A 12,918-nucleotide genomic window follows, 5' to 3' on the forward strand; every position below is an offset into this window, starting at 1 on the left:
ATGGAATTATTGATCGATAATAAAAATGGCGCCGTCTGGGATGTTTCCAGCATCGTTACTGATATATCTTGGAAGACAATCCGTATAGGTAAGGCAGCATCCTTAGAATTCACCCTTGTAGACCATGGCCCGTGGCAAGATAAAAAATTCCAACTGAACAATGGTGATGTGGTTAGATACACAGATGAGGGACATAGGGTTTTCTATGGATATATTTTCAGTATTGAAACTGGCAAGACAGAAGAAATAAGCATCCTTGCTTATGATCAGATCCGGTATCTGATGAATAGCGGAACTTATGTATTTACGAAACAGACAGCAACTCAGGTAGTTCAAAAGATCGCTCAAGACATGCAGCTCAAGACCGGAACGCTGGAAGATACAAAATACATTATTCCTTCCCAGATCCGTGACGATAAAACGTTTATCGATATGATCTGCATGGCGTTAGATGAGACCCTGATTAACTACGGGACCAACTTCGTATTCTTTGACGATTTTGGGAGCTTGACGATACGTAATGCTTCTAATATGCGCTTTCCTTTTGTGGTGGGTGATGATTCACTCATGACGGATTACTCTTACAGCCGCAACATTGACGATGAGACATACAATCAAATTGTATTGTACAGAGACAACAAGGAGACTGGTAAGCGGGAAACTTACGTTACCAAAGATAGCGCCAGCATTGCTAAGTGGGGATTGCTACAACTCTACGAGTCAGTAGATGAGAATCTGAATCAGGCTCAAATTACCGAGCAACTAACTCAGCAACTGTTCATGAAGAATCGAGAGAAGCGGACGCTTAGTATAGAGGCCCTTGGAGATTACCGAATGCGTGCAGGATGCTACGTTAATTTATATATCAACGCAATGAACATAAATAAATTCTTCCTAGTCGATGAATGTACTCATAAGAAAGAAGGCGGAGTACATACCATGGACTTAGAGCTAAGGTTGGTGTAATCATGATAGATGCGATAAAACGCGCTGCCACTGAAGCGGTGAATGCTGCTGGTCCAGTTCTGGTACAGCTAGGAATTGTAGAAAAAATTAATCCTCTTGTAGTGTTGGTCGATAATCGGCTTTCACTTACGGAGGATTTTTTAATTGTTCCGGAAACCTTATCTGAACAGAAAATAACAATAGGAATCCAAGAATACGTAATTCGTAAGCCGTTAGCTACCGGAGATAAACTTTTACTTATCCGTATGCAAGGTGGTCAACGCTACGTAATCATGGATAGGGTGGTGAGTGTTTGATACCACAGAGCGATAACGTGCTGCTGAATGAGGATATGGAGGATACACCCCTACCAAGTCTTACTTATAAATTAGACCTTGTAAATGGGCGTATAGGATCCGTGGTAGTGGATGGATTGGATGCCGTAAAACAGGCAGTTGTAAAAATACTCTCGACAATCCGATTTGAAAACCTGATTTACAGTGACAATTACGGTAGTGAGGCAGATGTTGGAGCGGTGCGGGGTCGGGCGGTGTTTGAAACCGAAGTGGAACGCTGGACTAGGGAAGCGTTACTTCAGGATGATCGTATCGTTTCTGTAACCAACTTTAGATTTAACTATGATGGCGATGCGGTCCTCGTCTTGTTTGACGTAGAGAGTGATTACGGAAATTATACAGACCGATTGGAGGTGAATGGCGGTGTATGAAGATCAAACGTTTGAAACGATCTTAGAAAGGATGCTAGACCGGGTACCAGATGGGCTGGACAAGCGAGAAGGTAGCATTATTTATGATGCTATGGCTCCAGCAGCAATGGAATTAGCTCAGATGTATGTTGAGTTGGATATCAATGCAAATTTAATATTTGCTGATACAGCTAGTGGCGATTATCTGGATCGATCGATTGCGTGGTCTGGTGTTACCCGCAAGAAGGCAACAAAAGCTCAACTAAGAGGGCTTTTTTATAATGCTTCTAACACTTTAATGGATATTCCGGTTGGTAGTCGCTTCGCTATTGGTGCAATCAACTATAAAGCAATCTCTCGACTCTCATTAGGGGAGTATCGCCTTGAGGCAGAGGTTGAAGGAGTTACGGGTAATCAGCACTTCGGTGCCTTAATTCCAATCGATTTTATTAACAATCTAGCAAGAGCTGAATTGACGGAGTTACTTATCCCTGGGACTGATAGAGAGACAGATGATGCATTACGGCAGCGGTACCTCGATTCTGCCAGACGGCCAGCAACCAGCGGGAATAAATATCATTATATAGAATGGGCTCTTGAAGTTTCCGGAGTGGGCGGCGCTCGTGTATTCCCATTATGGTCAGGTCCGAAGACCGTAAAAGTTGTGATTGTAAATACAGAAGGTGCCCCAGCCTCAAGCGTTCTTGTGAATCAAGTACAAGACTACATTGATCCAGCTGCTGGGAAAGGTGAAGGACAAGCACCTATTGGGGCAATAGTCACAGTTACTTCAGCAATCGGTAAGACGATCAATATATCAGCTAAGGTAACTTTAGCGCCTGGTTATACCTTGCAGGGTGTAAAGAATTCCTTTTTGGAGCGATTGGAGACTTGGCGTAAGTCAGCGTCTTTTGTATCTACTTATGTAAGTCAGGCCGTAATTGGATCAATCCTTTTAGGGACTGACGGTGTTATTGATTATCTTGGGTTGCTACTCAATGGAGCTGTTGGGAACATCGTTCTTACAGAAGAAGAGGTGCCATTGATCGGTATTGTGGAATTGGGGGTGTAACATGGCCTACCCGAGTAAAGTTGATGTATTTCAGGAGAAGTTGAATAAAAGCCCAACGGGAAACAATTATGTCATTGAGGAACGGATAACACTTGTAGCAGGCGTTTATGAGGGGTTACTGAATCACGATAATATCAATAACGCTACTGTCCAAGTCTATAGTGGTAGTAAATTGACGGGTGATAAATTGACAAACTGGACGTTAACCATTCCGAGTGATACACCATGGCGCAGGTTAATTAAGATATTTAGTGGAGCTGCTGAAGTTTTCGTAACCTATGAAACACCAGGGGACACGGTGGAGGCTGACGATATTAATGTGCTACAAAAGTCTGTAACAGCCACACAAACAGAGGTTGAGCGGTATAAATCGAGTGGACTTATAGACGGTGGTTCATTTACGAGAGGGGTATAAGATGGCACAGACGATACAAATAAGACGTGGTACTAAAGCTCAACTTAGCACTTATGGTGCAATGCTTGTTGGCGAAATGGGCTTTTGTACAGATACTAAAGAAATATATATCGGAGACGGTACAACAAACTCAATGGTTGGGCGAGCTTTGTCAGGTGCAGAGGCTTCTCGTCCGGTGGCCGCATCTGTTGGACGTTTGTTTTACGTAACGAGTGGGGCTAATAGTGGATATCTTTATTTTGATGATGGCGCAGCTTGGAGGCGAGTGAACGCCCAAGCACTCAGTGATTTAACAGGATCGCTAGATAATATAGCGGATGGCGCTACTTATGCAAAGGTATTAAAGGCTGATGTCAGTGCAGGTCATATCAATAAGGTGTCAGATGGCACGAATACTAAAACTGCAGCTGAGATTAAAAGCCATATTGACGATGCAGCTAAACACCGAGTCATTAATGATTCTGGTACAGCCATTACCGATATCTGGTCTGCACAAAAAATCAAAAATGAAATCGAATTAGCAAAACATAATATCGAACCACAAGCATCGGTAAAAGATCAACATTTATTAGCGCCACCAGCAAGTCCAGCAGAAGCGGACCGTTATATCATTCCAGCATCAGCGACAGGGTTATGGGCAGGTAAAACAAACCAAATAGCAGAGTATCAGTCTGGAGCTTGGGCTTACTATACCCCTGCTGTAGGTTGGACTGCATATGTGGATGATGAGCAAAAGATCTACAGCTGGAATGGAACGGCATGGGTTAGGACTGGTGGTGCCCTACAGACGATCACAGCGGGCAACGGTCTTACTGGTGGTGGTCAATCAGATACCGTTACATTGACGGTAGGAGCTGGAAACGGGATTGTTGTAGATTCTACTACGGTAGCTGCTAAGCAAGGTAAAGGCATTGTTGTTAACGCGACCGGGATCGAGGCTAATATTGATGCTTCCAGTATCGTCTATGATGCGGCCAATGGAAATAAACTTACGGTCGCTACGATCGATGGGGGCACGTTCTAGGAGGCTTTGAGATGGCGAGAAAAGTATTAATTCAGATACGTAGAGGAATAGAAAGCGCAATTGGTACATTGGCAATAGGCGAGCTTGGCTATTGTACCGATACGAGTAAGCTATATATAGGCACAACAGGTGGTAATGTTTTGCTCGTAGCTGCTCAAAGCTCAGGTGACATGCTCAAAAGTATCTATGATACTAACAATGACGGAAAAGTGGATTATGCAGCCAACGCTGATACAGTCCCTTGGTCCGGTGTAGCTGGGAAACCAGCAACGTATCCACCTTCAACACATACGCACTCCGAATATATGAGTAAGGGTCCCGTAACATGGAACCAATTAAAGGGGGTGTGATGTTTGAGCTATGGAGAATCTTTATATAGCACTCTTCTTTTCACGGCTAATGAATTAGAGGATATAGACGATGTAAATACGGTTGATCTTATGAAATACCTACCGGCTTATTACAAGGGTGTTCAAGAAATAGAAGAACTGCAGAAATCATTAGGAATTGAGATATATGGCTTAACTACGAGGGCTCAAGAGGTGCTAGATCAGGCATATGTTGAAACTGCAACATGGAGCCTTGCGCGTTGGGAGGCTGAACTTGGATTAAGCTCGGATCCATCAAAGTCTTATGTCAGTAGACGTGAAATGATCAAAGCTAAAAGACGAGGCACAGGCACAACGACACCTGAAATGATTCAACGAACAGCATCGGCTTTTGCTGGTGGGGAAGTATCGGTAGAAGAAGTTCCAGGGGAATATCGATTTATCGTCCGATTCATAGGCATTCTAGGCATTCCACCGAATATGGCTGGGCTAATTCAGATACTTGATGAAATCAAGCCGGCACACTTGGCCTATGAGTTTGCTTACACGTACACATATTGGGATTCGCTTAAAACGATAACTTGGAATACTGCTGGCACCGGAACGTGGAACGACTTAAGAACTTTTGGATAGGAGAGTGACACATGCAAACCACAGGAAATTTGGGCTTAAAGAAACCCGAGGGAACAGATATCGTTGATATTACCGATTTGAACGGAAATATGGATATCTTAGACACGACTGTTAATAACAAGGTTGATAAGGTCACAGGTAAACAGTTGTCTACCAATGATTACACAGCAGCCGAGAAAACAAAGCTGGCGGGTATCGCAACAGGAGCAACGAACTATACTCACCCGGCAACTCATCCACCATCTATAATCGCGCAAGATGCAAGTAATCGATTTGTAACTGATGCTGAAAAGATAGCATGGAATGGAAAAGCACCGAATACTCTTGTTTCAGCAGCACCGCAAAGTGACGGGTTGATGCGGGCAACTGACAAAATAAAGCTCGACGGAATCGCCACAGGAGCAAATAACTATGTTCATCCAGCAAATCATCCAGCAACTATGATTACTGAGGATGCTACTCATAGATTTGCGACTGACACAGAAAAGTCTAACTGGAACAGTAAACCCAATTTAGCTACTACACCGCAACAAACAACAGCAGACCTTACCTACTATGTCCGTACAGATGGTAGTGATAGTAATGACGGATCAGATAATACGGCGGCTAAAGCGTTTAAGACGATTACAAAGGCTATTAGTTTTATTCCACAAATTGTAAATCACGCTGTTACTGTTAACGTCGCGGCGGGAACATATTCGGAGATTATAAGTCTTAGCGGTTATTCCGGTGGTGGATCTATAACAATACAGGGTGATACCGTGGCATCTTCATCCCGCACCGTACAAGCAATTGCAATTATTAACAACAGCTCACGCACTGCGCTGAATGGTCTTAATTGTAATGCTTCAAATACAAACGGAGTATCTATATCAAAATCCGTTTATGTTGAAATTTCCTATTGTAATCTGATAGCATCGGCTCCGACCGCATCGGGGGTAGATGCTTCGGCATCAACCGTTAGAGTAAAGGGTTGTGCGATATCCAATAAAGGTCAAGCTATTTTATCTGCTGATGGATCGCGAATTCATAGTGATTCCAACTCTGGCTCTGGAAATACTTATGCGTTGTATGTCTATCAAGGTGCTGGATTAATTACACAAAGCGGTACACAACCATCGTCAACAAATGGCAATGGCGCTGCAACTGGCTTGGTGCTGTCAAGTGGAGTTCTTAACCCATGGGGAGATAATACAAAATGGACAAGACCCATGGGAGAGATGCACCACCAAAACGTTCCAACTGCACAGACTATACCTGCTCAAACGTGGACCAAAGTTTTATTCACTGAATTTAACAATAATATTAAATCAATTTCAAATGTAGCCAATTCCCGTTTCGTCATTCCAGAACCCGGATTTTATAGTGTGGACGCACGTGTAGGAATGTTTAGTACGTCACCTGTGTTGTCTCGTGAACTATTAGCCATTTACGTTGATGGAATCTATAACAGCACAATATCTGAGCAGTATCACGCTGGTAAAGGTGACATTATAGTTAGCGGGAATGCACTTCTAGACCTTTACGGGGGACAAACTGTAGAACTGTACGCCTATTCTGACGTGGCCTGTTCTATAAGCACAGCAGACCAATCCACGCACTTTGCTATTATACGGTTAGCCTAAAAAGGAGGAATGATGATGAATATAGCACTAGCAATCAAGTATCTATACCCGGAAGCTGATCCAATGCGTGATTTCATGGTTCAGGACAACGGACCCGAACCAGCATTACGCAAAGGAGCCGAAGAAAAAGGACGAGTACGGTATGAGATCAAGCCGACAGAAGAAGGCGAGGAACCCATAGAGGGCGTACACTATCGTTACGGCATCGACTATAACCTGCTTACCGAGGGCGAGGATTACGACCTAGTTGAGAGAGGTCCACATATTGCAATGTGGAATCTGGACAAACCCCAACCGACTGAAGCCGAACTTCAAGCAGCTTGGACAGCCTACCTAGAAGCCGAAGCTAATAAGCCGCCAGAGCTGACGGAAACCGAGCAACTACGCGCCGACAATGCAGCTTTATTACTGGAGCTAGTGCAGACGCAGGCTAGGCAAGATCAAGCTGAACAAGATCAGGCTGCCTTACTGCTGAGCCTCGTGGAAGGAGGTGTGCTATAAATGAACTGGTACGCACTGGTTAAGCGATACTTTGACGCAGGGTTGTATACGGGAGAGCAGGTACAGGTATTTGTCACAGCGAAAAAAATCACTGCCGAACAAGCTACAGAGATTACAACCAACGCCGAATAGCAGGCGTTTTTATTTTGCCCTCGGATCTCCGGGGGCTATTTATATAAGGGGGGGAAGGTAGTGGAGATTACAACGATCACAGCATTAGTAGCAGCAGTAAGCGGTGTTGTATTAGGGTGGGTAACCAGAACATCTGCTTTTAAAAAAGATGTGGCGCAAGAGGCTGGCAGCGGAGCAGTGTTACGTACAGATGTCGAGTACATCAAACGTGGTGTGGACGATATTCGAGCTGATGTCAGACAGCAGGGTCAACGGACGGATGCACTCTCTGAGCGAGTAACACGAGTTGAAGAATCTACCAAGCAAGCCCATAAGCGCTTGGACAAAATCGAAGAATAGAGAGGATGAATTAATATGGAATGGAATGCAGTTATGGAGTTTATTAATCCTGAATTAATGGTTGTTGTCGTAGTTTGTTGGATTATCGGTTATTGGTTAAAACAAACGCCAAAAGTACCGGACTGGAGCATTGTGTATATTGTTACGCTGGTCGCCATTGTATTTGCTGTACTGATGTTAGGGTTTGTAATTACAAGCTTTATACAAGGTATCCTATGTGGGGCTGTAGCTGTATACGGAAACCAGCTTATTAAGCAGGCTAAGAAAAGCGGTGATCAATAATGATTTATCGTAAGGATCATGTACCATTAAAAACAGCCTGTAATCGTCGTCCTTCGCTTACAATGGTAGCGACAACAATAACTATCCATAACACAGGTAATCCATCCAGTACAGCTGCTAATGAGCGCTCATGGCTAACTAATCCCTCTAACGATCGGCAAGCATCATTTCATATAGTGGTTGATAGTAAAGAAGCAGTGGAGTGTATCCCACTAACGGAAAACGCATGGCACTCGGGTGACGGTAGTGGAATTAAATCCGGTAATCGTACAAGCATAGGCATTGAGATCTGCGAGAGTGGCGATTATGCAAAGGCTTTAGATAATGCTGCTGAACTGGTTGCATCGATGCTCAAAGAGCGTGGGTGGGGCATAGATCGGCTTCGGCGGCACTTTGACTGGAGTGGTAAGATTTGTCCTCGTTTGATGTATGATGGTGGGAAGTGGACGGGGTGGACAGCGTTCAAGAATTTGGTTGATTACAAGCTTAAGTTAGGAGTTGCAGTTGTGAATAAAGATGTAAAGGTGACAGTTAACGTGAACGGAAAAAAGGTAGCTGACGGTGTGCTTGATAACGGCACTACCTATACACCAGCTCGGGCAGTAGCAGAGGCGCTAGGAGCTACAGTTGTATATGACGCAAAAACAAAGACTGTTGATATCACGAATTAAATGCTCAAACACTTGAGGTTATGCCCATTGGCTTCGGCTGGTGGGCTTTTTTTAATTGATATAGAGGAATTGACAATTATCTGTCGAAATTTCAATGAAATATGAGATATCATGAAATGGGGTTGAAAACTATTAATTACATATGGAGCGCCGTTATTTCTTCATTCACCGCTATAGCAGTTGTTTTTCTCACAACAAAAGCAAATGAGCGAATATCAAAAAAAAGACTAGAAGAAGAAAGAAAAGAAAGATATGTATTAAGGCTGCTTTCAGTTAGAGAGGAATCTTATAATAAAATCTACAGGTCCTTAATTGATTTACAAAACTATTTAGCTCCGTTTATTAATCCAGGCAATGAATTCTTAGAATATAAAGATATGGATGAATTTGCACCATTGAGTCAGTTCGAGCAGTTATCAGCTATAGCAAGAACGCAGGAAATTTGGCTGCACAAAGAGTCAAACATAAAAATTAATCAATTATTAACTTATCTTAATCAACTAAACCATGAAGCTCTAGAAATAGCTGTTACGAAAATGATTGAATCAGAAGGCGAAAAAATTGATAATGGCATAGATATACAAGAGTCTGCTAAGCTCTATATCGGTGAAGCTTTGAGTAATATCGAAGAATTAAAAGATCACATTAGAAAAGTATCTGGTGGCGAATCTTTAGATAAATATGTTGATGGAGTTACTTCATGGACAAAATAATAAGATGCTAAAGGTACCTGGTGTTTGTCCATTCTGAAATTATTATTCCAATTACTTATTACATAGCAACATGCCCTGTCAACTATGATAGGGGTATATAATACATAGGAGTGATCGTGTTGAGCAATATATACAAAGTCTTAAACACTGACTCTGAATTTCTAACGGCTGCTTTGTCACAGTCTCAAGTAGATATACTTGAACGTCGTGGTGATTTGGCTGGCTGTACAATTGATTGTTGTAGTCCAGTTCAAAAGTGGAGTCCTGTTAGTGTTAAGGTTGCTGATGCTTATTACCTGAGAAGTGAATTTGAATTTAGGATGGTTTTGGCATAAGCGCGAATATCAAATCCCTCGTTAATCTTAATTGATCTATGAGGGATTTGTTGGTGTTCGTGAAGTTCATCCAAAAAACGAGATAATGTTACAGTTAAGGTGTGATGTGTTATAAAATCAAAGGAAGAAAAAGTACTAGGTGTAGCAAAAAAATAAAAGCGATCAGTTAGTAGATCCTACGTATCCTTTATTATTATGTCTATCATTTGTTGCATAGCTGTCTTTGCTTCTGGAATAGGAAATACAGGGAACACGTGATTCATTTGGGGATACTCAAAATAGTTGATGCTTACTTTTTCTTTTTCGGCTAATCCCTTAAATTTTCGAGCATCGGGAAGGAATAATTCATGAGTACCTATAAATAAGGAGATTTTGCCTAAGCCTTGTATAGGTCCATTCATCGGACTTAATAAATAATTACTTTTTACTGCTTCCCCGGCATAAATTTTACCGACCTCGATCAAAAGTTTCGCATCAAGCATAGGTTCTTTGCTCTCCATTGTTGCTACATCCGGATGATTGAGTGTGATGTCTAGCCATGGGGAAAGGAGTATAATGTTGCCTGGTTGCGAAATATCATTTTCCAATAAGAATTGTGCTAGAGCAAGTGCAAAGCCACCACCTGCTGAATCACCCATCAGCACAATATTCTCTGGTTGAACCTTGGTTAATAAGTATTCATAGATAGGAAGAACCTGCTCAAAGGCTTCTTTGTAATTATGATTTGGGGCTTTAGGATACACAGGTACATATATTGTTCCATTCACCTTTTGGGATAATTTATATAAAAAACGCCAATGCCATGATAGTGGTTGTTCGATATATCCTCCGCCGTGTAGATACAAAATTACTCTTGTATGTGGTTCTGAGGTTGATTCCAAAATATATGTGTCTAATGAATAGGTATTATCTTTCAGTATATGATATTTTTGTTGAAGCTTAGCTGGTATTACATAAGGGGTTTGATTAGCTATTCTTTTTTGTTCTATATAATAGGCTGTGTTGATCTTCTTTTTATTTAGTAATAATAAACGTTCGACAAGGAAACTTTGCCAACTTCTCATCCTGATGACCTCCAATAACGATAACATGCATAAATGTTCTGCTATATATTCATAATACCAACTCATCATGATAAAATATATTTAAATATAATTAAGGTTCCTAAATATATATTTAAGGATGAGATTGATGAATATCACGCAATTACAGTATTTGATTTCAGCTGCTAATTATGGGACTTTTACTAAGGCTGCTAGTGTGCATCATTTGACAGTACCTACGATTAGTCAATCGGTACGGCAGCTAGAAGATGAATTGGATACAGTTATCTTTCATCGTACAAAGAAAGGAATCACCCCAACGAAAGAAGGACAGTTAATCCTCCAACATTCTGTATCCATTCTTAAAAGTGTGGAGATAATGAAGCGGGAGCTATCACTTCTTAAAGAAGAATCATCAGAAAATATTATCATTTCCACCATACCAGGAATGGTTCCACAGGTTGTTCAAACTACCATTGAGTTTGCTAAAAGATATCCTTTACTGAATGTTCAAATGTTAGAGGGTGATACAGAGACAGTACAAAGTCACGTGAATGAAGGATATGCAAGTATGGGTTTGGTTTCTTACAGTTCTGAGCAACAAAAGGATGCTTCTTTTGATTGGATGCCTTTAATACAAGGTAAGGCTGTACTGATCGTGAACAAGAATTCCTCATTACGGTTTTTGAACGCTGTAACTGCTGAGGATTTAAGAAATGAAGTGTTTGTCCTATATAGAGATGAATATATTGAATCAATTGCTCATAATTTGATATCTGCACATCCTACTAATCGAGTTGCGCTATCTACCAATAATATGGATGCCTTATATCAAATGGTTGTCAAAGGAGATACCATTACGATAGGACCTGATTTTATCATTCACTCTTTACCTTCAAGTTATCAAAAACAGATTGTAACTGTTCCGTTGAAACACTACAATTCCGAGCCAGTAGTTTTAGGGCGGATTACTAGAAAACAAGAACGCGATACGAGGATGGCTGAGGAGTTCACAGCCCGTTTAATAGAGTTATTTATGGGAGCTCAAAGTAGTCTTGAAGATGAGAACAAATAGAAACACGCTGTTGGCTTTGGTTGGTAGTCTTTTGCGTTCTGGAAAATCTCGTTACCTGTGATATAGAGTGCATATACATAATGTTCCAAATCATTTATATTAAGGTTATATGGTTTGGAAGTACTGGCATTGTAATTTGGAAGAATCTTGCCAATGTCGGCGAGGGTCTTAAATTGATGGGGGTTGCTGGTTGACAAAAATTATAATTTTCATGGTTATTATTGTTATCATTACTGCTGCTTTTGTATTCAAAGTTTTATCAACAAAGAAGAGTTACCCTCCCCAAAGTAGAGTAATTGATCCACTTAAGATTACGATCCAGGACATAGACCGAATGGAAGACGGAACTGACTTTGAAGAATATCTGTATCGTTTATTTTTAGCATTGGGGTACATTGATGCATATAAAACACAGGGGAGTCGTGATTTCGGTTCTGATTTAGTTTTTACTGATCGTGAAGGATATCGAAATGTTGTTCAGGCCAAAAGGTATTCGAATCCGGTAGGATTAGGAGCTGTTCAAGAGGTTTATGGTTCGATGAGATATTACCGAGCTAAGAAGTCCATGGTGATATCCTCAAATCAATATACATCAGCATGTGAAGAACTTGCTGGTTATAACGCAGTGAAATTACATAATCGCAGTGATCTCATTAATATCATGGACTTATTTAAGTCAGGAGAGATAAATAAAGCAAAAGATATCATTGAGTCGGAACCGAGAATTATACTAGATTCATGGGATAATTATATGAATAGTAATAAAGTTATTAAGAAGGATTTTAAGGCGGAAAAACGACTGGTCACGAAGAATAAATAGGAGTGATCGTATTGAGTAATATATACAAAGTCCTAAAGACAGACTCTGAATTTCTAACGGCTGCTTTGTCACAGTCACACGTAGATATACTTGAACGCCGTGGTGATCTGGCAGGGTGTATAGTTGATTGTGGTGGCTCGATTCAGAAATGGAGTCCTGTTAGTGTTAAAGTCGCGGATGCTTATTATATGAGAAGTGAATTTGAATTTAGAATGATTTTGGCATAATCGCGTATGAAAAATACCCCATCTACATTAA

Annotated in this window: 19 protein-coding genes; 18 read left to right on the forward strand and 1 reads right to left on the reverse strand. The window is 41.2% G+C overall.

Annotated features, from left to right (window positions below; genetic code table 11):
• The 15 genes from MHH60_RS29905 to MHH60_RS29975 all read left to right on the forward strand — a co-directional run bounded on the left by MHH60_RS29905 (window position 1) and on the right by MHH60_RS29975 (window position 9,387).
• Entirely contained in the window at window positions 1-966 is a 966-nt protein-coding gene (locus MHH60_RS29905; protein ID WP_076138687.1) for an XkdQ/YqbQ family protein, read from the forward strand.
• 2 nt (window positions 967-968) lie between these two features.
• Window positions 969-1,262, forward strand: coding sequence for a DUF2577 domain-containing protein (locus MHH60_RS29910; protein WP_076138688.1), 294 nt, complete (start codon window positions 969-971; stop codon window positions 1,260-1,262).
• Complete coding sequence (locus MHH60_RS29915) at window positions 1,259-1,672, forward strand: DUF2634 domain-containing protein (RefSeq protein ID WP_076138689.1); 414 nt, start codon at window positions 1,259-1,261, stop codon at window positions 1,670-1,672. The genes MHH60_RS29910 and MHH60_RS29915 overlap by 4 nt, the downstream gene beginning before the upstream one ends.
• Complete coding sequence (locus tag MHH60_RS29920; RefSeq protein ID WP_306082385.1) at window positions 1,659-2,723, forward strand: baseplate J/gp47 family protein; 1,065 nt, start codon at window positions 1,659-1,661, stop codon at window positions 2,721-2,723. Before MHH60_RS29915 ends, MHH60_RS29920 begins: the two co-directional genes overlap by 14 nt.
• 1 nt (window position 2,724) lies before the next feature.
• Entirely contained in the window at window positions 2,725-3,138 is a 414-nt protein-coding gene (locus tag MHH60_RS29925) for a phosphoglucomutase (RefSeq protein ID WP_076104544.1), read from the forward strand.
• A gap of 1 nt (window position 3,139) precedes the next feature.
• Complete coding sequence (locus tag MHH60_RS29930) at window positions 3,140-4,162, forward strand: DUF2793 domain-containing protein (RefSeq protein WP_076138691.1); 1,023 nt, start codon at window positions 3,140-3,142, stop codon at window positions 4,160-4,162.
• A gap of 11 nt (window positions 4,163-4,173) precedes the next feature.
• Window positions 4,174-4,512 carry a hyaluronate lyase N-terminal domain-containing protein gene (locus MHH60_RS29935; protein ID WP_076138692.1) on the forward strand — a complete coding sequence of 113 codons (339 nt, stop codon included), beginning with the start codon at window positions 4,174-4,176 and terminating at the stop codon, window positions 4,510-4,512.
• Window positions 4,513-4,515: 3 nt separating this feature from the next.
• Window positions 4,516-5,124, forward strand: a complete 609-nt coding sequence (locus MHH60_RS29940; protein ID WP_076138693.1) for a putative phage tail protein — start codon at window positions 4,516-4,518, stop codon at window positions 5,122-5,124.
• An 11-nt stretch (window positions 5,125-5,135) separates the two neighbouring features.
• Entirely contained in the window at window positions 5,136-6,749 is a 1,614-nt protein-coding gene (locus MHH60_RS29945) for a hypothetical protein (protein ID WP_076138694.1), read from the forward strand.
• A gap of 15 nt (window positions 6,750-6,764) precedes the next feature.
• The gene (locus tag MHH60_RS29950; protein ID WP_341161194.1) at window positions 6,765-7,250 is read left to right on the forward strand and encodes an XkdW family protein; all 486 of its coding nucleotides are present in this window, start codon (window positions 6,765-6,767) and stop codon (window positions 7,248-7,250) included.
• Complete coding sequence (locus MHH60_RS29955) at window positions 7,251-7,382, forward strand: XkdX family protein (protein WP_076138696.1); 132 nt, start codon at window positions 7,251-7,253, stop codon at window positions 7,380-7,382.
• 60 nt (window positions 7,383-7,442) lie between these two features.
• Window positions 7,443-7,721: a hypothetical protein gene (locus tag MHH60_RS29960; RefSeq protein ID WP_076138697.1), complete on the forward strand. Its 279-nt coding sequence runs from the start codon at window positions 7,443-7,445 to the stop codon at window positions 7,719-7,721.
• Between the two features lie 15 nt (window positions 7,722-7,736).
• Entirely contained in the window at window positions 7,737-8,003 is a 267-nt protein-coding gene (locus tag MHH60_RS29965) for a phage holin family protein (RefSeq protein WP_076138698.1), read from the forward strand.
• Window positions 8,003-8,674 (forward strand): N-acetylmuramoyl-L-alanine amidase, encoded by a 672-nt coding sequence (locus MHH60_RS29970; RefSeq protein ID WP_076138699.1) that lies wholly within the window; start codon window positions 8,003-8,005, stop codon window positions 8,672-8,674. Before MHH60_RS29965 ends, MHH60_RS29970 begins: the two co-directional genes overlap by 1 nt.
• 101 nt (window positions 8,675-8,775) lie before the next feature.
• The gene (locus tag MHH60_RS29975; protein WP_143766797.1) at window positions 8,776-9,387 is read left to right on the forward strand and encodes a hypothetical protein; all 612 of its coding nucleotides are present in this window, start codon (window positions 8,776-8,778) and stop codon (window positions 9,385-9,387) included.
• A gap of 511 nt (window positions 9,388-9,898) precedes the next feature.
• Here MHH60_RS29975 and MHH60_RS29980 read toward each other — a convergent pair.
• Window positions 9,899-10,786: an alpha/beta hydrolase fold domain-containing protein gene (locus MHH60_RS29980; protein WP_076138702.1), complete on the reverse strand. Its 888-nt coding sequence runs from the start codon at window positions 10,784-10,786 to the stop codon at window positions 9,899-9,901.
• Window positions 10,787-10,913: 127 nt separating this feature from the next.
• Here MHH60_RS29980 and MHH60_RS29985 point away from each other — a divergent pair, with 127 nt between their 5' ends.
• The 3 genes from MHH60_RS29985 (at window position 10,914) to MHH60_RS29995 (ending at window position 12,887) form a co-directional block, all read left to right on the forward strand.
• Complete coding sequence (locus MHH60_RS29985) at window positions 10,914-11,840, forward strand: LysR family transcriptional regulator (protein ID WP_076273416.1); 927 nt, start codon at window positions 10,914-10,916, stop codon at window positions 11,838-11,840.
• Window positions 11,841-12,030: 190 nt separating this feature from the next.
• Window positions 12,031-12,660, forward strand: a complete 630-nt coding sequence (locus MHH60_RS29990) for a restriction endonuclease (protein WP_370511197.1) — start codon at window positions 12,031-12,033, stop codon at window positions 12,658-12,660.
• Between the two features lie 11 nt (window positions 12,661-12,671).
• Complete coding sequence (locus tag MHH60_RS29995) at window positions 12,672-12,887, forward strand: hypothetical protein (RefSeq protein WP_076208663.1); 216 nt, start codon at window positions 12,672-12,674, stop codon at window positions 12,885-12,887.
• Window positions 12,888-12,918: the final 31 nt, after the last annotated feature.

Origin of the sequence: Paenibacillus sp. FSL H7-0716 (genome assembly GCF_038002705.1) — a bacterium.
GTDB lineage: Bacteria > Bacillota > Bacilli > Paenibacillales > Paenibacillaceae > Paenibacillus_AQ > Paenibacillus_AQ odorifer.